General features: G+C 44.3%; 22 protein-coding genes. 13 read left to right on the plus strand and 9 right to left on the minus strand.

Annotation, left to right across the window (positions count from 1 at the left end; all coding sequences use genetic code 11):
- Positions 1-128 precede the first annotated feature (128 nt).
- Positions 129-542, minus strand: a complete 414-nt coding sequence (gene rraB, locus ONE56_RS11495; protein ID WP_331438890.1) for a ribonuclease E inhibitor RraB — start codon at positions 540-542, stop codon at positions 129-131.
- A 546-nt stretch (positions 543-1,088) separates the two neighbouring features.
- Between rraB and arcA the strand changes: the two genes are divergently transcribed.
- The 5 genes from arcA (at position 1,089) to ONE56_RS11520 (ending at position 5,663) form a co-directional block, all read left to right on the plus strand.
- Positions 1,089-2,312: an arginine deiminase gene (gene arcA / locus ONE56_RS11500; RefSeq protein WP_331438891.1), complete on the plus strand. Its 1,224-nt coding sequence runs from the start codon at positions 1,089-1,091 to the stop codon at positions 2,310-2,312.
- Positions 2,313-2,457: 145 nt separating this feature from the next.
- Positions 2,458-3,462 carry an ornithine carbamoyltransferase gene (locus ONE56_RS11505; RefSeq protein WP_423839895.1) on the plus strand — a complete coding sequence of 335 codons (1,005 nt, stop codon included), beginning with the start codon at positions 2,458-2,460 and terminating at the stop codon, positions 3,460-3,462.
- A 272-nt stretch (positions 3,463-3,734) separates the two neighbouring features.
- On the plus strand, positions 3,735-4,664 hold the full coding sequence (pyrB, locus tag ONE56_RS11510) for an aspartate carbamoyltransferase (RefSeq protein ID WP_331438904.1): 930 nt from the start codon (positions 3,735-3,737) through the stop codon (positions 4,662-4,664).
- 17 nt (positions 4,665-4,681) lie between these two features.
- Positions 4,682-5,143: an aspartate carbamoyltransferase regulatory subunit gene (gene pyrI / locus ONE56_RS11515; protein WP_423839896.1), complete on the plus strand. Its 462-nt coding sequence runs from the start codon at positions 4,682-4,684 to the stop codon at positions 5,141-5,143.
- A gap of 130 nt (positions 5,144-5,273) precedes the next feature.
- On the plus strand, positions 5,274-5,663 hold the full coding sequence (locus ONE56_RS11520) for a RidA family protein (protein ID WP_041156668.1): 390 nt from the start codon (positions 5,274-5,276) through the stop codon (positions 5,661-5,663).
- A 118-nt stretch (positions 5,664-5,781) separates the two neighbouring features.
- Here ONE56_RS11520 and ONE56_RS11525 read toward each other — a convergent pair whose 3' ends face one another.
- From ONE56_RS11525 to mlaF, 8 genes are all read right to left on the minus strand, one after another.
- A complete protein-coding gene (locus ONE56_RS11525) occupies positions 5,782-6,510 on the minus strand; it encodes a 1-acylglycerol-3-phosphate O-acyltransferase (protein WP_041156669.1) in 729 nt (242 codons plus the stop codon).
- 125 nt (positions 6,511-6,635) lie between these two features.
- The gene (gene murA, locus ONE56_RS11530) at positions 6,636-7,901 is read right to left on the minus strand and encodes a UDP-N-acetylglucosamine 1-carboxyvinyltransferase (RefSeq protein ID WP_041156670.1); all 1,266 of its coding nucleotides are present in this window, start codon (positions 7,899-7,901) and stop codon (positions 6,636-6,638) included.
- A 9-nt stretch (positions 7,902-7,910) separates the two neighbouring features.
- Positions 7,911-8,165 carry a BolA family iron metabolism protein IbaG gene (ibaG, locus tag ONE56_RS11535; RefSeq protein ID WP_041156671.1) on the minus strand — a complete coding sequence of 85 codons (255 nt, stop codon included), beginning with the start codon at positions 8,163-8,165 and terminating at the stop codon, positions 7,911-7,913.
- A gap of 3 nt (positions 8,166-8,168) precedes the next feature.
- On the minus strand, positions 8,169-8,489 hold the full coding sequence (locus ONE56_RS11540; protein ID WP_041156672.1) for an STAS domain-containing protein: 321 nt from the start codon (positions 8,487-8,489) through the stop codon (positions 8,169-8,171).
- Positions 8,489-9,127 (minus strand): phospholipid-binding protein MlaC, encoded by a 639-nt coding sequence (gene mlaC / locus ONE56_RS11545; RefSeq protein WP_041156673.1) that lies wholly within the window; start codon positions 9,125-9,127, stop codon positions 8,489-8,491. Before mlaC ends, ONE56_RS11540 begins: the two co-directional genes overlap by 1 nt.
- Positions 9,128-9,129: 2 nt before the next feature.
- Entirely contained in the window at positions 9,130-9,621 is a 492-nt protein-coding gene (mlaD, locus tag ONE56_RS11550) for an outer membrane lipid asymmetry maintenance protein MlaD (protein ID WP_041156674.1), read from the minus strand.
- 2 nt (positions 9,622-9,623) lie between these two features.
- Positions 9,624-10,415 (minus strand): lipid asymmetry maintenance ABC transporter permease subunit MlaE, encoded by a 792-nt coding sequence (gene mlaE, locus ONE56_RS11555; protein WP_041156675.1) that lies wholly within the window; start codon positions 10,413-10,415, stop codon positions 9,624-9,626.
- Positions 10,405-11,208 (minus strand): phospholipid ABC transporter ATP-binding protein MlaF, encoded by an 804-nt coding sequence (gene mlaF, locus ONE56_RS11560; protein WP_423839897.1) that lies wholly within the window; start codon positions 11,206-11,208, stop codon positions 10,405-10,407. The genes mlaE and mlaF overlap by 11 nt, the downstream gene beginning before the upstream one ends.
- 378 nt (positions 11,209-11,586) lie before the next feature.
- Between mlaF and ONE56_RS11565 the strand changes: the two genes are divergently transcribed.
- The 8 genes from ONE56_RS11565 to ptsN all read left to right on the plus strand — a co-directional run bounded on the left by ONE56_RS11565 (position 11,587) and on the right by ptsN (position 17,699).
- A complete protein-coding gene (locus tag ONE56_RS11565; protein ID WP_423839898.1) occupies positions 11,587-12,552 on the plus strand; it encodes a calcium/sodium antiporter in 966 nt (321 codons plus the stop codon).
- 44 nt (positions 12,553-12,596) lie between these two features.
- Entirely contained in the window at positions 12,597-13,568 is a 972-nt protein-coding gene (gene kdsD / locus ONE56_RS11570) for an arabinose-5-phosphate isomerase KdsD (RefSeq protein ID WP_041156677.1), read from the plus strand.
- An 85-nt stretch (positions 13,569-13,653) separates the two neighbouring features.
- The gene (lptC, locus tag ONE56_RS11575) at positions 13,654-14,217 is read left to right on the plus strand and encodes an LPS export ABC transporter periplasmic protein LptC (RefSeq protein ID WP_041156678.1); all 564 of its coding nucleotides are present in this window, start codon (positions 13,654-13,656) and stop codon (positions 14,215-14,217) included.
- Complete coding sequence (gene lptA, locus ONE56_RS11580) at positions 14,198-14,692, plus strand: lipopolysaccharide transport periplasmic protein LptA (RefSeq protein ID WP_041156679.1); 495 nt, start codon at positions 14,198-14,200, stop codon at positions 14,690-14,692. Before lptC ends, lptA begins: the two co-directional genes overlap by 20 nt.
- A 1-nt stretch (position 14,693) precedes the next feature.
- Complete coding sequence (gene lptB / locus ONE56_RS11585; protein ID WP_041156680.1) at positions 14,694-15,419, plus strand: LPS export ABC transporter ATP-binding protein; 726 nt, start codon at positions 14,694-14,696, stop codon at positions 15,417-15,419.
- Between the two features lie 50 nt (positions 15,420-15,469).
- Positions 15,470-16,939: an RNA polymerase factor sigma-54 gene (locus ONE56_RS11590; RefSeq protein WP_331438895.1), complete on the plus strand. Its 1,470-nt coding sequence runs from the start codon at positions 15,470-15,472 to the stop codon at positions 16,937-16,939.
- Positions 16,940-16,962: 23 nt separating this feature from the next.
- The gene (gene hpf, locus ONE56_RS11595; protein WP_331438896.1) at positions 16,963-17,250 is read left to right on the plus strand and encodes a ribosome hibernation promoting factor; all 288 of its coding nucleotides are present in this window, start codon (positions 16,963-16,965) and stop codon (positions 17,248-17,250) included.
- Between the two features lie 2 nt (positions 17,251-17,252).
- Positions 17,253-17,699 carry a PTS IIA-like nitrogen regulatory protein PtsN gene (gene ptsN, locus ONE56_RS11600; protein WP_041156682.1) on the plus strand — a complete coding sequence of 149 codons (447 nt, stop codon included), beginning with the start codon at positions 17,253-17,255 and terminating at the stop codon, positions 17,697-17,699.
- Positions 17,700-17,707 lie beyond the last annotated feature (8 nt).

Consider the following 17,707-nt stretch of genomic DNA (forward strand, 5'->3'; position numbering starts at 1 on the left):
TGAGCTAGATCAATTTTATGCATTATAAAGAAAAAAGCCTAATAAACTCAATGTGAATCGAAAGCTCATACCAGAGGCCAAAAAAAACCAGCGATCAACGCTGGCTTTTCAACGATTAGTCAAAGACTTTACTCGTCGTCTTCATCTTCGTCAGGGTAAAGTGCATCTTCGCCTTCGTAATAAGTGCCCCAACCATCATAGATGATGTCGTACTTTTCGGCTAAGTGGACCAATTTTTCTACTTGAGCATCAATCGCTTCTGCATCCAGAGCCGACTCCATGGTCGCGTCACAGCAAAGTAGTTTGTTGCCGTCTTCGTCTTCTGTTTCCTCAGCTTCCAAAACTTCAAAGCCCATTTTAAATGCTTCAACGACCGCTTTCTCCAGCGTGCTAAAGTCTTCAGCAAACAGATGATGCTCAATCTCATAGAGTGAATCTGGATCACTGCCATCTTCCAATAACGCAGCAATGATATCGCGAGTCTCTTCCTTTTGAATCTCAATTAATTCTTCTACTGATAGATATTCATCTTCATGAGACATGTTTTAGCTCCAGATTAGTGACTTAGGTATTCTGATCCGTGAAATATGGCATGGATTGCGACGAAAAGCCACAAGCAAACGCCAAACCATCGCGCTATTCCTCAATCAATATTGAAACCCGCTCACAAGTAAACAAAAACTTAACAAGGATTCGAATTTTTTAATATTCAGAACATCCTAATCTGGCAAAGCTTGCACCACATCGGAAGTTCATGCGTGTTTATGAGGTTTTATTGAATAACTGCATGTCAGCATCTCGCTTAATAACGAATAAAGAAGAGCTCAAAGTGAACCCATTCGAATATTAATGTCTATTTTCTATACTAAACATGTAATCTCTACTCATACTTCGAAAAGAATAAAAACGCACTTTAACAAAACACATTGAATAAAAATAAAACTCCAAAATAATCAATAAAACAATAAAAAAAAGAACAACAAACCACAAATATAATAATTTATAGAATATAAATAAGAAAACAACACTTGCATCTTTGCTCCTTGCTTGTCATAACTGATCGTTGGAAAAATCAGTAAGGATACAAAATGAGTAAGCTGTACGTTGGATCTGAAGTGGGTCAGCTTAGGCGAGTGCTATTAAATCGCCCAGAACGCGCCCTCACCCACCTGACCCCTTCTAATTGCCATGAACTGTTGTTTGATGATGTTCTAGCCGTAGAAGCTGCAGGCAAAGAACATGATGCATTTGCTCGCACTCTGCGCGAGCAAGATGTGGAAGTGTTACTGCTTCACGATTTGCTGGTTGAAACACTTGCCGTTCCAGATGCGAAGCTGTGGCTATTAAACACTCAGATATCAGATTTCCGTTATGGCCCTACGTTTGCGCGTGATTTACGTCAGTATTTCTCTGAAATGGACAATGAACACCTCGCAACGATCTTATTAGGTGGCTTGGCTTACTCAGAGCTACCAATTCAGTCTCCTTCGATGCTACCGAAGATGAGACGACCGCTGGATTTTGTCATCGAGCCGTTGCCCAACCATCTATTTACCCGAGATACCTCATGTTGGGTATACGGTGGTGTCTCTCTCAATCCAATGATGATGCCCGCGCGTCAAAGAGAAACCAATCACCTACGCGCGATCTACCGCTGGCACCCTATCTTTGCTGGACAAGACTTCATTAAATACTTTGGTGACGAAGACCTTCATTACGATAACGCCAATGTTGAAGGGGGAGATGTTTTGGTCATTGGGAATGGGGCGGTACTCATTGGTATGTCTGAAAGAACCACGGCTCAAGGTGTAGAGAACCTGGCAGCTAACCTGTTTAGAGCAGGGCAAGCCACTGAAGTGATTGCTATTGATCTGCCTAAGCATCGCTCTTGCATGCATTTAGACACTGTCATGACCCACATGGATGTTGATACGTTCTCCGTCTACCCTGAAATCATGCGTAAAGATTTAGACACTTGGCGCCTAACACCAAAAGGTAATGAGGGCGAGATGAATGTTGAAGCGTCACACAACTACCTGCATGCGATTGAAACCGCGTTGGGTGTCGAGCAACTGAAAATCATTACCACAGGCGGTGACAGTTATGAAGCAGAACGTGAGCAATGGAACGATGCGAACAATGTATTAACCGTCAAACCCGGGGTCGTCATTGGTTACGAGCGAAATGTATACACCAATGAGAAATACGATAAAGCGGGCATTGAAGTTCTGACCATTCCAGGCAATGAACTCGGACGTGGCCGAGGCGGCGCACGTTGTATGAGTTGTCCGATTGAACGTGACGGTATTTAATCCCAATCGCACTAAACCAAGCACACGGGCCAATGTGAATACATTGGCCTTTTTTATTGCCAAATAATAAATACTTATTCACAAATACAGCATTTATATGTTTTAATGTCTTAAGTTATTCGATCACACATTTAAAGGACGAGCTATGGCTTTCAATCTACGAAATCGCAACTTTTTGAAGCTATTGGACTTCTCAACCAAAGAGATCCAGTTCTTGCTCGAACTGTCTGCTGAGCTTAAAAAAGCCAAATACGCAGGAACAGAGCAAAAGAAACTTCAAGATAAAAATATTGCACTGATTTTCGAGAAATCTTCTACCCGAACTCGATGTGCGTTTGAAGTTGCCGCCTTCGACCAAGGTGCTCAAGTCTCTTATATCGGCCCTTCTGGCTCCCAAATTGGTCACAAAGAGTCGATGAAAGATACCGCTCGAGTATTAGGCCGTATGTATGATGGTATCGAATACCGTGGCTTTGGTCAGGCAATCGTAGAAGAGCTAGGTGAGCATGCGGGCGTCCCAGTTTGGAACGGATTAACTGATGAATTTCACCCGACGCAAATTCTTGCTGATTTCTTAACGATGCAAGAGCACGGACGAGGCAAACCTTTACACGAGATAACATTTGCTTACCTCGGTGACGCGCGCAACAACATGGGGAACTCTTTGATGGTTGGCGCTGCAAAACTAGGGATGGATATTCGCCTTGTCGCTCCCAAAGCATTCTGGCCAGAAGAAGAGCTCGTAGCTACTTGCCAAGAAATCGCAAAGCAAACAGGGGCTAAAATCAACCTAACTGAAAGCGTTGCCGAAGGGGTCAAAGGCTGTGACTTTTTATATACCGACGTTTGGGTGTCTATGGGTGAATCAAAAGAAGCATGGGATGAACGAGTGGCATTAATGACACCATACCAAGTTAACATGGATGTTATTAAACAAACGGGTAACCCACATGTGAAATTTATGCACTGCCTGCCCGCTTTCCATAACGATGAAACCACGGTAGGTAAAGAAGTGGCTGAGAAGTATGGCATGAAAGGCTTGGAAGTCACTGAAGATGTGTTTGAATCAGAGTATTCCATTGTCTTTGATGAAGCTGAAAACCGAATGCATACCATCAAAGCCGTCATGGTCGCAACCTTAGGCAGTTAACGCATTTTCGAGACGAAACGCATGATGTAATCGCTTGCACTGAGCAAAGTTAGGCGTATAATGCTCGGCAATTTGTCCGAGGATTACGAAATGACCATGCTAATTGCCGACGTAAAAATGCGATTTGCGCTAACTAAGCGACTACGCTTACGTGGTATTGTTTTCGTTAATTTTATTGATTTTTAAACCTCCCCATTTGGGGAGGTTTTTTTATGTCCAAAGTCCACTACGGTTACTTGGGTATAATCATCACAGTTATAGGGAAGAAGATCATGGCGAACTCACTTTACCAGAAGCACATCATCTCTATTCCAGAGCTTTCTCGTGAAGAGCTGGAACTTATCGTCGAAACAGCGGGGAGTCTGAAAAAGACACCACAACCAGAGCTGATCAAGAATAAGGTTGTTGCTAGCTGCTTTTTTGAACCATCAACACGTACCCGTTTGTCTTTTGAAACGGCCATTCAGCGTGTCGGTGGCGATGTTATTGGCTTCGATAACGGTGGTAACACCTCGTTAGCCAAAAAAGGAGAAACACTGGCTGATTCGGTACAAGTGATCTCCTCTTACGTTGACGCGTTTGTCATGCGTCACCCTCAAGAAGGGGCTGCACGTCTGGCTTCTGAGTTTTCAAACGGCGTGCCGGTGATTAATGCTGGAGACGGCGCAAACCAACACCCAACTCAAACCTTGCTTGATCTGTACACCATAGCAGAGACGCAAGGCCGCCTAGATAACTTAAACGTCGCCTTTGTTGGGGACTTAAAATACGGCCGTACGGTACATTCACTGACTCAAGCTCTGGCAAAATTCAATAATATTCGCTTCTTTTTCATCGCGCCAGAAGCACTCGCAATGCCAGATTACTTGTGTGAAGAGTTAGACGAAGCAGGCATTGAATATAGCCTGCACACCGATATGGAAGCCGTTATTCCTGAACTGGATATTTTATACATGACCCGAGTGCAAAAAGAACGTTTTGATGAGTCTGAATACGCGCACATTAAGTCAGCGTACATTCTAACCGCCGCACTACTGAAAGACGCGCGTGAAAACCTCAAAGTTCTACACCCATTACCTCGTGTAGATGAAATCACCACTGACGTTGATAAAACACCACATGCGTATTATTTCGAGCAAGCACAGAACGGCGTTTACGCTCGACAAGCTTTGCTGGCATTGGTTTTAAACGAAACACTGTAATCGAGGGAGAGATAAACATGGCTAAAGAAACTCAATTGCAGGTAGAAGCAATTAAAAACGGCACCGTCATAGACCACATTCCCGCTCAAATTGGCATCAAGGTGCTAAAACTGTTCGATATGCATAATTCTTCTCAGCGTGTCACCGTAGGCCTCAACCTACCGTCATCCGCGCTGGGCCATAAAGATTTGCTCAAAATTGAAAATATCTTCATCAATGAAGAACAGGCCAACAAATTAGCCTTATATGCACCGCACGCGACAGTGAACCAGATCGAAAACTACGAAGTGGTAAAAAAGCTCGCCTTAGCGTTGCCAGAAAAAATCAATGATGTATTCGAGTGCCCGAATTCAAATTGTATTTCTCATGATGAGCCCGTAGAAAGCAGCTTTAGCGTATTGGAAAAGAAAGATGAGATCCGTCTCAAGTGTAAATACTGTGAAAAAGTATTCTCTCGCGAGATCGTTACAGAACGCTAATCGCGCAAACGATTAATACAGAATATCTGTTCAAATGCCCTGTCTTTACAGGGTATTTTGCTCTTTACCTGCTGCCGGTTTAAAGGCACACTGAGGTTCTTTATTCGCTATAAGAAATGGAACAAATACAATGACAAAAGTACTTCACACTGAGTCTGCACCCGCAGCAATCGGTCCTTACGTTCAAGGCGTCGATCTAGGTAATATGGTTCTGACTTCTGGCCAAATTCCAGTCAACCCTGCGACTGGTGAAGTGTCTGCAGACATTGCAGAACAAGCGCGTCAATCTCTAGAAAACGTAAAAGCGGTTGTTGAGTCTTCTGGTCTAACAGTTGCAGATATCGTTAAACTCACTGTTTTCGTTAAAGATCTGAACGACTTCGGCACAGTCAACGAAGTATACGGTAAATTCTTCGATGAACACCAAGTAGCAAACTACCCTGCTCGTTCTTGTGTTGAAGTGGCTCGCTTACCTAAAGATGTCGGTATCGAGATTGAAGCCATTGCCGTTCGTAAATAATGGTTAATCGTTCGTAAATAATGGTTAATATAGTTAAAAAAATGGGCAGCCTAAGCTACCCATTTTTTTATTGTTCTTTCGCCGCTATAAGCCCTCAAGCCCTCAAGCTCTCAAGCTCTTACTTTGCAGCGTTGCGCTGTTTAACTTCTTCGTCTAACGCTTCCAGCTTAGTTTTCATTTGCTCTCGACACATATTGGCAAGCTCACGAACTTTATCTTTGCCATAGCCTTCTGTGCTAATTGGCGGCAACATCTCAACAATCACATGGCCGTTATTCCAACGATTAAATTTTAGATCCCCTGTTGAGCTGCAAACAATCGGGATAATAGGAACTCCTGCGCCAATCGCAGCATGAAATGCTCCCGTTTTAAAAGGCAATAAACCTCGACCACGTGAACGCGTCCCTTCAGGAAACATCCATACTGATACATCGCTCTGCTTTATATTATTGACCACCTGATCAATCGTGCCTTTAGCTTTAGAGCGATTTGCTCGATCAATCAAAATATTACCCGTTAGCCAGTAAAGCTGACCAAACACAGGCATCCAAACTAAGCTTTTTTTACCCACGGTCACGACTTTTGGCGTAACCCCGGCAGAAACGGTGCACAAATCCCAATTATTTTGATGGTTGGCAATGTAAACATGCTGACCACGAGAATAGGCATCTTCAGGGATACGCAGCTCAAGTTTAATACCAAACACGCGCGACATTTTGGCAAACAGACGGCCAAAAGTGAAAACATGCTTTGGGTTTCGAGGGCTTAACAGGCAGTAACCGCACCCACCAATCAACATCACAATGGCAAAAATTAGGACGGCAAATACACGTAACAGTGCAATCATTCTTGTTCTCCAGGAACTCCAAGTACAAATATTAATTTCTCTCATTTCAACAAGAGAAGAAAGTGATATAAAAAAGCCGAAACCTGAGTTTCGGCTCTTTGTGATCCAAATTACTGCTGTGCAGTTTAACTTGATGCACTCACTCGCTCAATATTTGCGCCAAGTGCAGACAATTTATTTTCAATTTTGTCATAGCCACGATCGATGTGATAGATACGGTCAACGATGGTTTCGCCTTTTGCTATACAACCCGCAATCACCAAGCTTGCTGATGCACGCAAATCGGTCGCCATCACTTGGGCACCACTTAATGACTCAACATCACCACAGATAACGGTGTTACCTTCAATCTCTGCTTTGGCTCCCATGCGCATCAGTTCAGGCACATGCATAAAGCGGTTTTCAAAGATGGTTTCTGTAATAACACCACCACCTTTCGCCATCATGTTTAATAGCGTGAATTGCGCTTGCATATCGGTTGGGAAGCCTGGATGAGGCGCAGTGCGAACACTAACCGCTTTCAACTCTCGGCCTGTCATATCGACAGAAATCCAATCTTCACCCGTTTCAACTAATGCGCCCGCTTCTTCCAGTTTAGATAAAACGGCTTCAAGTAAATGCCCATTGGTATTGCGACAAACCACCTTACCACCAGAGACAGCAGCAGCGACCAAGAAGGTTCCGGTTTCAATGCGATCAGCAACCACACTGTGTTTGCCCCCACCAAGACGCTCAACGCCTTCAATGGTAATGGTGTCGGTACCCGCGCCAGAAATTTTTGCACCCAGCTTATTTAAGAAATCAGCAGTATCGACGATTTCCGGCTCACGCGCGGCATTGTCTAACGTCGTGGTTCCTTCTGCGAGTGCGGCTGCACACATGACCGTGATCGTCGCTCCGACACTCACTTTATCCATTACAATGTGGGCGCCTTTCAGACGGCCATCCACTTCTGCTTTAACATAACCATCTTCTAGGGTGATGGTTGCGCCTAGCTGTTCTAAACCAGTAATGTGCAGATCGACAGGACGAGCACCAATGGCACACCCGCCTGGTAATGACACTTGGCCTTGACCGAAACGCGCCACCAATGGACCTAGCGCCCAAATAGAAGCACGCATTGTTTTCACCAAGTCATAAGGGGCACAATACTCATTGATGCGGCTTGAATCGACGTAGACAGAACCATTACGGCTCACTTCTGCGCCCAAACGTTTCAGCAATTCCATTGTTGTATCAATATCACGAAGGCGTGGCACATTCGCCACTTCTACTGGCTCTTCAGCCAAAATAGACGCAAATAAAATCGGCAGTGCTGCGTTTTTTGCACCGGAAATGGTCACCTCACCAACAAGTGGTTTGTCTGACCCAATAACTCGAAACTTTTCCATCAATAAACCTTAAAGTGACATTAATTTCTTATCGCGAGCCCACTCAGCAGGGGTGAACGCTTTAATTGATAACGCATGAATGTCATTACGCTGGATGTACTCCATCAGAGGAGCATAAATTAACTGCTGCTTCTTAACGCGGCTCATTCCATCAAAGCAAGCATCAACAGCCACCACTTCGTAATGGCTACCTTCACCTTTAACATGCACTTCTTCAAGGTTTAGTGCTTCTTCTAATAACTGTTGTACTTTTGCGCTATCCACAAATTACCCCTGATTATTCTGTATGTGTTTTGCCACTAAAGATTCAACGTTGCTCAGTTGAAACAAAGTGCGCAGTTGTGCTGGCACGAAACTGAGCATTATATGACAGTTTTGTTTTTTTGCATGCTCTATTAAGTGAATTAACATCACCATTCCTGCAGAGTCAATGCGTTCTATCCCTTCTAGTGAACATTCAAGCTCTGATTGAGAAGGCTTCCAACGCTGTGCATATGTCCATAATGAAGGCACAGAGTCTCGGTCTAAGGGGCCTGTCAGTTCGAGCTTTGTGTCGTTTAATTGCCACTGAGCATGAGACTGCGCCATCAGTTTTTCGCCTCAAAGCGAATCGGTTCAGCGGCCAGTTTCTCAAGATCCTTGGCAACAGACAAAATACCATCTTGGCGAATTTTCGCGCTCCACTCAGACTGTTTGCTCGATAGTAAGCTAATGCCTTCAGCGACCATATCAAACGCTTCCCATTCGCCCGTTTTGTTATCCTTGCGAAGCTTAAATTCAAGCTTGATATTCGGTCGTGGCGCGTCAACAATTTCAACTCTGATGCTGGTAATGCGATTTGAATCAGAGATTTGTGGCTCTGGGCCAAACTCTATCTGCTGGTCACTGTATTGAGTCAATACCTGTGCGTAAGATGCCACTAAATAGGCACGAAACGCATCAATAAACTCCAACACATCCTCACGCTTAGCACCTTTAAGGTTTGGTCCTAGCAGCTTCAACCCTGCATAACGTTCATTGACATAAGGCATCAGTTCTTCTTCAACAATGCCTTTTAGCATATTAGGATTCTTTTTGATTTCAGACTGTTCTGATTTCAAGCGCTCAAATGTAGTTTCGGCAACTTGCTTCATCATCTGATAAGGCTGAGTTTTATCAACCTCTGATGCATTGACACCAAAGGCAGTCAATACGGCGCAAATCGAAAGTAATAATCTTGCTAGCATTTTTATTCCTTACTTGAGTCGTCTGAACCACCGCCAACGCTATACAGTACTTGACCGATTAGGTTTTCGAGTACTAAGGCTGACTTGGTGTCTTCAATCATATCACCGTCGGTTAACATCACTTCGTCGTCAAAAACAAACCCTGGTACTAAGCCGACATACTGTTCACCAATCAAACCCGATGTCAGAATCTGTACGCTGGACGTTTCTGGGAACTGATTGTACTGGCTGTTAATCGATAAGCTGACAACCGGTAATAAGTTATCTGGGTTAAGGCTAATGTCGCTAACACGACCAATTACCACACCACCCACCTTGACTGGTGAGCGCACTTTTAGACTACCAATATTATCGAACTCTGCTTTTAGGGTATAAGTATCCCCAGAACCCATACTTTTTACGTCAGCAACTTGAAAAATCATCACAAGAATCGCGCAAATTCCTGCTAATACAAAGCTGCCAACCCATAATTCAGTTTTACGTGTTTGTTGCATGATTAATTCCCAAACATCAATGCGGTCAGTACAAAGTCTAAGCCTAGTACTGCTAAAGAAGAATGCACAACAGTGCGCGTAGTGGCTCGGCTAATGCCTTCCGAAGTAGGAATAGCATCATAACCGTTAAAGAGAGCGACCCAAGTCACCGTAATAGCAAAGACAAAACATTTGATCATACTATTACCGATGTCTCTACCAAGTTCGACCGAAGACTGCATCGCCGACCAGAAACTCCCGTGATCAACGCCTTTCCAGTCGACACCGACAATCTGAGCGCCCCAGATCCCGACTGCCATAAAGATCATCGCCAATAACGGCATTGAAATCGCCCCGGCCCAAAAACGTGGCGCAATAACACGCTTCAGCGGATCCACAGCCATCATTTCCAAGCTTGAAATTTGTTCCGTTGCTTTCATTAAGCCGATTTCAGCCGTCAGTGCTGACCCTGCTCGACCAGCGAACAACAACGCAGTTACCACAGGACCTAACTCTCTAAGTAGAGAGAGCGCAACCATCTGACCAAGACTGCCTTCTGCTCCATAATCTATCAGAACAACATAACCTTGTAGGCTCAACACCATGCCGATAAACAAACCGGACACAATGATGATCGCTAAAGATTGAACGCCAACCGAATAGAGCTGTTTAATTAACAGCGGAAAACCTTTAACGGGTTCGGGTTTGCTGAATATCGCCCCCATCAGCATGAACGTCGCCCGGCCAAAAGCTTCACAAATGGATAATGTGCGCCTGCCCAGCGAGGCGACAAACTGAATAAAGCTATCGACCATCAAATAAATCCTTTTCGATACTTTGAGAAGGGAAACGGAATGGAACGGGTCCATCTGCGGTTCCTTGAAGAAATTGCTGTACCCTAGGATCCGTATTTTGCTCCAGCTCTTCCGGTGTGCCAAAGGCAATAATTTTACCATCGGCAAGTAAGTATACCCAATCAGCAATACTCATGACTTCAGGAACGTCGTGTGACACCACGACAGACGTTAGGCCCAGTGCTTTATTCAAACTGCTGATCAGCTTTACTAACACTCCCATCGTGATCGGGTCTTGTCCAACAAAAGGCTCATCATACATGATCAGATCAGGGTCAAGAGCGATAGCACGGGCCAAAGCAGCTCGACGTGCCATACCACCTGACAACTCGCTCGGCATCAGTTGCGCTGCGCCACGCAAGCCAACTGCCTCCAGCTTAAGGAGTACCATGGTACGAATAATGTCTTCTGAAAGCTGAGTGTGTTCACGCAGTGGAAAAGCAACATTATCAAAGACATTCAAATCCGTGAATAACGCACCAGATTGAAACAACATGCTCATTTTCTTGCGAGCATGATACAGTTTCTTACGTGAAAGTGATGGTATGTTATCACCATCAAACCAAATTTCTCCTTTTTCGGGATACAACTGTCCGCCAATCAGGCGCAACAGTGTGGTTTTCCCAATTCCCGATGGTCCCATAATAGCCGTCACTTTACCTTCAGGAACTTGTAGATCAATACCATCAAAGATCTTACGCTCTCCACGCCAAAAAGTGAGGTTTTTCACGGTGACTAAATCGTTGTTCGACATATCATCTCTTCTACTTTATGTAGCACTAACGCTCATAGGGTCGTCCAGCCAACTTACACTAGTTGGTATTCTTGATGACTTTATTAAGAATCCTAAAACCGACGTCGGTACAATAATTAGGCTGCAATCATAAGCACATTAGCATTCAATTTAAAGCACTGTTCGATTTTATGAAACCAAAGATTGTGCACAAACTCCCTACTGAGACTAAACGGGACTTAAAAACACCATCGATAGTCCCCCACAATTAAACTGACATTAGTCTGCTCAAATTCGTTACTAGCCATTAATTTATTTGTTGTTTATCTTCCATTTTCAGCAACAACAGGTCAAAATTAGCGGTTACTCATTTTACTTATCTACTATGTGGGATTTATCATGCTCGAAGCCGTAGCGCTGCTCATCGTTGGTCTTGTCTTACTCGTTTGGAGTGCCGATAAACTGGTTTTCGGCTCAGCAGCAATCGCCCGGAACGTCGGCATTTCTCCTCTTGTGATCGGCATGACGATTCTAGCTATGGGTTCGTCTGCGCCTGAAATGATGGTGTCAGCGACCGCAGCATTGGATGGAAAAACCGATACCGCAGTCGGTAATGTTTTAGGGTCAAATATCGCTAACATCGCACTCATTTTAGGCATTACAGCGTTAATAAAACCGCTCTCTATTAACTCGGGGGTCATTCGTCGTGAGCTCCCTTTGATGATCGCTGTTACGTTATTGGCAGGCGCTCTATTATGGAACAATCATTTAGGCTTTTATGAAGGCATTTTATTGTTTGTTCTGTTTGGCTTGTTTTTGTTTGCAATGTTGCATATTAGCCGTAAAGAGCAACAGTCTGGGGACAATTTCCTTAATGAGCAGGAATCTGAAATTCCTGAAGGCGTAAGCAACTCAAAAGCCGCGATGTGGGTCGTATTGGGTTTGGTCCTACTTCCTTTAGCCGCCAATATGCTGGTAGATAATGCCGTAATCATTGCCAAGTTTTTCGGGATGAGCGATCTGGTGATCGGCTTAACCATCATTGCGATCGGTACCAGCTTACCTGAACTTGCCGCCTCTCTTGCTGGGGTTTTAAAAGGCGAAGATGACATGGCCGTCGGTAATATTATCGGCTCGAATGTGTTCAACATCCTAGCCGTGATGGGGATTCCTGGCATTATCAATCCATCAATGCTGAGTGAACACGCGATGGGACGTGACTTTTGGGTGATGTTAGGCGTGTCGTTATTGCTCGTCGTAATGTGCCTTGGCAAGTCCCGCAGTATCAACAGAATTGAAGGTGCAGTGCTGTTTATGTGCTTTTTGGCCTATCAAGTGTACTTATTCACTAATATGGCGGCTTAATAAAGCCTAATATCAATAACAAAAAAATAAATTGGAGCACGATTATGTCTCGTCAATTTGATTTCCGCGCTGCAGCTAAACAAGTTCTTGATATAGAAGTTGCTGCCCTGCAAGGGTTAGATACTTATTTCAATGATGAGTTCGAGCAAGCTTGCGAATTGATCCTAGCCAACAACGGAAAAGTCGTTGTGATGGGCATGGGCAAATCAGGTCATATTGGCAATAAAATTGCTGCCACACTCGCAAGTACGGGCACTTCCGCGTTTTTTGTTCATCCTGGAGAGGCAGCCCATGGCGATCTCGGAATGATCAGTGATGGTGATATTGTGATTGCGATTTCGAACTCTGGTGAATCACATGAGATTTTATCTCTGTTTCCAGTATTGAAGCGATTGAACATCAAGATCATCAGCATGACAGGGAAGCCCGACTCAAACATGGCAAAACTGTCGGATATACACTTACAAATTACCGTGCCGCAAGAAGCTTGTCCGCTTGGGTTAGCTCCTACCAGTAGCACAACGGCAACCTTGGTTATGGGTGATGCACTCGCGGTATCTCTGCTCCAAGCGCGTGGGTTCTCAGCAGAAGACTTTGCACTTTCCCACCCTGGCGGCGCTTTAGGAAGAAAATTGCTGCTTAAGTTGTCTGATATAATGCACTTTGGTCATGCATTGCCAAAAGTATCGCCAGACGCACTGATTCGCGATGCACTGTTGGAAATTTCTGAAAAAGGCTTGGGCATGACCGCTGTAGTAGATGAACACGATGCTATGCTTGGTATATTCACCGACGGAGACTTACGCCGAGCACTTGATAAACGCATTGACATTCATACGACTGCGATTAAAGAAGTCATGACGAAAAACCCAACCACAGCACATCCAGATATGCTTGCAGTGGAAGGTCTGAACTTGATGCAGAATAAAAACATCAATGCTCTGATTTTGTGTAAAGACGATACGATTGTTGGTGCATTGAACATGCATGACTTATTAAAAGCTGGCGTGATGTAATATCAGCGGCACATTGAATCGTTTAACGACGCAGATTAAGGCAATAGTCAGAAAAGTACTGAGCTAAACAATAGGCATTTATGATATGAGTTTTACTCGCCTTATTAATTTGCTATTGATCTTCATCGTTGCATGGTGTGGCTACTATCTAATCACACCAAGAAATGACGATACCGTTCAAGTAGCGCCAGATACTGAACTACCGATGTTCAGTGGGACTGGGTTAGAAAACATTACCTATGGTGAAGATGGTGTTCGCAGTTACATCATCCGCTCCACCAACTTAGATTATTATGCTAAAAGTGGAGAAACCATATTTAATGCTCCCACACTTATGGTTTATCGTGAAGGTAAAACCGTAGAATGGAAAATAACAGCGACAAGAGCTGTGTTAGATGAAGATCAAATACTGACGTTGTATGACAAGGTCCTAATGCAAAACCTGTTACCTGACGCAAGCTTTGATACCATGGCTACCGACAAATTGGTCATTAATCTAACCAACCGTGATTTTACAGCCAATCAGCAAGTAATGTTGGTTGGGCCACAATTTGAAACTACCGGAGGCGCAATGGAAGGCAATTTAAAGCAACACACTGCGACTCTGACTGATAACGTTCAAGGCCGATATGAAATCGTTACACCTTAGCCTTTTTGCACTGGTGCTGGCTGCACCTCATGCGCTGGCACTTAAATCGGATACCCAACAGCCTGTTTACATCAATTCAGATACACAACAGGTAGATATGAAAAGTAACCAGGTTATTTTTCAAGGTGATGTATCACTTAAGCAAGGCAGCATCAATATTGATGCGAGTAAAATCGTAGTCACTCGCGATCCCAAAACGGAAACCATCCGCCAGATCCAAGCATTTGGCCAACCCGCGACGTTCTCACAGTTGATGGACGATGGTAAAACACTAAGCGGTCAAGCGGACGAACTCGACTACCGAATTTCTAGCGACGAACTCACGATGAAGGGTCACGCGCAACTCGCGCAAGATGGAAACACCATTAAAGGCTCGTCGATTCGCTACCAAATTGGTCAGCAGAAACTCGTGGCAGATAGTTCGAAGAACGAGCGAGTCACCACCATTTTGCAACCCAACCAATTAGAGGACTAAAATGGCAGTCCTAAGTGCAAAAAACTTAGCGAAAAGCTATAAAAAACGTAAAGTTGTCACGGATGTAAGCTTAGAAGTTGAATCTGGACAAATCGTTGGGCTACTCGGCCCTAACGGTGCAGGAAAAACCACGTCGTTTTACATGATCGTGGGCTTAGTGCCTCGCGATGAAGGCACAATTACTATTGACAACAAAGACATCAGTATATTACCAATGCACAGTCGCTCTCGTCTGGGCATTGGTTATCTTCCTCAAGAGGCATCGATTTTTCGTAAGCTCTCAGTAGAAGACAACATCATGGCGGTTCTGCAGACTCGCCAAGAAATGACACGTGAAGAACGCCAAGACAAACTGGAAGATTTGCTAGAGGAGTTTCATATACAGCACATTCGCACCAGTGCTGGTATGGCTTTATCAGGTGGTGAGCGACGTCGGGTAGAAATTGCGCGCGCGCTCGCTGCAAACCCACAATTTATTTTATTGGATGAGCCGTTCGCGGGTGTTGACCCAATTTCAGTCAATGACATCAAAAAAATCATTGAGCACTTGCGGGATCGTGGTCTAGGCGTGTTGATTACAGACCATAACGTACGAGAAACACTGGACGTATGTGAAAAAGCCTATATCGTAAGCCAAGGACACCTTATTGCATCGGGAACACCGGAACAAGTTCTCAACAATGACCAGGTGAAACAAGTTTATCTCGGCGAACAATTCCGTCTATGATTATATTAGGAACGGTAAGATTCTGAGCATTACAAGGTAAGTAACACTGAATGAAACCTTCATTACAACTTAAGTTAGGCCAACAGTTAGCCATGACGCCGCAGCTGCAACAGGCGATTCGTTTGCTGCAGTTGTCGACTCTCGATCTTCAACAAGAAATTCAAGAAGCATTAGACTCAAACCCGCTTCTTGAAGTCGAAGAAGGACAAGAAGAGCCGTTAGCCAATGGTGAAGATAAGTCGGAGCTCGCGCCCGACGCTAACAACAGTGACAACGAACCTACTGACATTGACGTACCAGACAGCTCTGACGTGATTGAAAAATCGGAAATCAGCTCCGAACTCGAAATCGATACCACATGGGACGATGTTTATAGTGCAAATACCGGCAGCACTGGGTTAGCACTTGATGACGACATGCCGGTTTATCAAGGAGAAACCACCGAGTCACTGCATGATTACCTTATGTGGCAACTGGATCTCACGCCGTTCAGTGAAACCGACCGAACTATCGCACTTGCGATCATTGATGCCATCGATGACTACGGTTACTTAACCCTCTCGCCAGAAGATATCCACGAAAGCTTTGACAACGAAGACATCGAATTAGACGAAGTCGAAGCGGTTCGTAAGCGTATTCAACAATTCGATCCTCTTGGTGTTGCCTCTCGCAACCTGCAAGACTGCTTATTGCTTCAGCTGTCGACTTTTCCCGACGAAACGCCGTGGTTAGAAGAAGCCAAAACCATATTGCAAGATCACATTGATCACTTGGGTAACCGCGATTACAAATTGGTCATTAAAGAGACCAAGTTAAAAGAAACGGAACTTCGAGAGGTATTGAAGCTCATTCAACAACTCGACCCTCGCCCGGGTAGCCGTATCACTCCTGATGACACCGAATACGTAATTCCAGATGTCTCAGTGTTCAAAGATAATGGCAAATGGACGGTTTCGATTAATCCGGATAGCATCCCAAAATTAAAAGTAAATCAACAATATGCTCAGCTCGGTAAAGGCAACAGCGCAGATAGCCAGTATATTCGTAGTAATTTGCAAGAGGCAAAATGGTTAATTAAGAGCTTGGAGAGCAGAAACGAGACCCTACTCAAAGTTGCACGATGTATTGTTGAACACCAGCAAGATTTCTTCGAGTATGGTGAAGAAGCAATGAAGCCAATGGTACTAAATGATGTGGCTCTGGCGGTAGACATGCATGAATCAACCATTTCTCGTGTCACAACACAAAAGTTTATGCATACGCCAAGAGGCATTTTTGAACTGAAATACTTCTTCTCCAGTCATGTAAGTACTGACAATGGCGGAGAATGTTCGTCTACGGCAATCCGAGCACTGATTAAAAAGTTGGTCGCGGCAGAGAATACTGCTAAACCACTGAGTGATAGTAAGATTGCTGCTCTTCTGGCTGATCAAGGGATTCAAGTGGCGAGACGTACGATAGCTAAATATCGAGAATCCTTGGGTATCTCCCCTTCAAGTCAGCGTAAACGCCTACTTTAGGCACCAACTGAAAAGGAAAGTCTATGCAAATCAATATTCAAGGCCATCACGTTGATCTTACCGATTCAATGCAAGACTACGTTCAAACGAAATTTCAGAAGTTAGACCGTTTTTTTGAACACATAAATCAAGTGCATGTTGTACTAAAAGTTGAAAAAGTCACTCAAATCGCGGAAGCTACGCTCCACGTAAACCAAGGCGAAATTCATGCGTCAGCAGATGATGAGAACATGTACGCCGCAATTGATTCGCTGGTGGATAAACTTGTTCGCCAACTTAATAAGCATAAAGAAAAACTAAACAGTCATTAATCATGCAACTGAGCGAAATACTGTCATTGGACTGCACGAGAAGTGCAGTCCACTGTACGAGTAAAAAACGAGCCCTAGAAATGATCAGCCACATCGTCGCTGAGCAAACGGGCCAAGATTCTACAGAACTGTTTGAGTGTATGCTCAACAGAGAGAAAATGGGCAGTACCGGCATCGGAAACGGTATTGCTATCCCGCACGCAAGAATGCAATCGAGTGATAAGGCTATCGCAGTGCTTCTTCAATGTGATGAAGCCATTGAATTTGATGCGATTGACAATCGACCGGTTGACCTTCTATTTGCCCTATTAGTTCCAGAAGAGCAATGCAAAGAGCACCTAAAAACTCTGTCATCGATGGCGGAACGCTTGAGCGACAAACAGGTACTGAAGTTGCTCCGTAACGCTCAAAGCGATGAAGAGCTCTACAACATTATGATTCATCAGTAAGCGGGATA

The organism is Vibrio mytili (assembly GCF_049563345.1).
In the GTDB taxonomy this organism is placed as follows: Bacteria; Pseudomonadota; Gammaproteobacteria; order Enterobacterales; family Vibrionaceae; genus Vibrio; species Vibrio mytili.

Excerpts from the sequence above, each read along its gene's own strand:
- mlaD (WP_041156674.1), bottom strand. The coding sequence starts at position 9,621 with ATGCAACAAACACGTAAAACTGAATTATGGGTTGGCAGCTTTGTATTA.
- pyrI (WP_423839896.1), top strand. The coding sequence starts at position 4,682 with ATGGCTAAAGAAACTCAATTGCAGGTAGAAGCAATTAAAAACGGCACC.
- arcA (WP_331438891.1), top strand. The coding sequence starts at position 1,089 with ATGAGTAAGCTGTACGTTGGATCTGAAGTGGGTCAGCTTAGGCGAGTG.
- kdsD (WP_041156677.1), top strand. The coding sequence starts at position 12,597 with ATGTCTCGTCAATTTGATTTCCGCGCTGCAGCTAAACAAGTTCTTGAT.
- mlaE (WP_041156675.1), bottom strand. The coding sequence starts at position 10,415 with ATGGTCGATAGCTTTATTCAGTTTGTCGCCTCGCTGGGCAGGCGCACA.
- hpf (WP_331438896.1), top strand. The coding sequence starts at position 16,963 with ATGCAAATCAATATTCAAGGCCATCACGTTGATCTTACCGATTCAATG.
- lptA (WP_041156679.1), top strand. The coding sequence starts at position 14,198 with ATGAAATCGTTACACCTTAGCCTTTTTGCACTGGTGCTGGCTGCACCT.
- ONE56_RS11505 (WP_423839895.1), top strand. The coding sequence starts at position 2,458 with ATGGCTTTCAATCTACGAAATCGCAACTTTTTGAAGCTATTGGACTTC.
- mlaC (WP_041156673.1), bottom strand. The coding sequence starts at position 9,127 with ATGCTAGCAAGATTATTACTTTCGATTTGCGCCGTATTGACTGCCTTT.
- ONE56_RS11520 (WP_041156668.1), top strand. The coding sequence starts at position 5,274 with ATGACAAAAGTACTTCACACTGAGTCTGCACCCGCAGCAATCGGTCCT.
- murA (WP_041156670.1), bottom strand. The coding sequence starts at position 7,901 with ATGGAAAAGTTTCGAGTTATTGGGTCAGACAAACCACTTGTTGGTGAG.
- rraB (WP_331438890.1), bottom strand. The coding sequence starts at position 542 with ATGTCTCATGAAGATGAATATCTATCAGTAGAAGAATTAATTGAGATT.
- ptsN (WP_041156682.1), top strand. The coding sequence starts at position 17,253 with ATGCAACTGAGCGAAATACTGTCATTGGACTGCACGAGAAGTGCAGTC.
- pyrB (WP_331438904.1), top strand. The coding sequence starts at position 3,735 with ATGGCGAACTCACTTTACCAGAAGCACATCATCTCTATTCCAGAGCTT.
- lptB (WP_041156680.1), top strand. The coding sequence starts at position 14,694 with ATGGCAGTCCTAAGTGCAAAAAACTTAGCGAAAAGCTATAAAAAACGT.
- ONE56_RS11525 (WP_041156669.1), bottom strand. The coding sequence starts at position 6,510 with ATGATTGCACTGTTACGTGTATTTGCCGTCCTAATTTTTGCCATTGTG.
- ONE56_RS11590 (WP_331438895.1), top strand. The coding sequence starts at position 15,470 with ATGAAACCTTCATTACAACTTAAGTTAGGCCAACAGTTAGCCATGACG.
- ONE56_RS11540 (WP_041156672.1), bottom strand. The coding sequence starts at position 8,489 with ATGGCGCAGTCTCATGCTCAGTGGCAATTAAACGACACAAAGCTCGAA.
- mlaF (WP_423839897.1), bottom strand. The coding sequence starts at position 11,208 with ATGTCGAACAACGATTTAGTCACCGTGAAAAACCTCACTTTTTGGCGT.
- lptC (WP_041156678.1), top strand. The coding sequence starts at position 13,654 with ATGAGTTTTACTCGCCTTATTAATTTGCTATTGATCTTCATCGTTGCA.
- ONE56_RS11565 (WP_423839898.1), top strand. The coding sequence starts at position 11,587 with ATGCTCGAAGCCGTAGCGCTGCTCATCGTTGGTCTTGTCTTACTCGTT.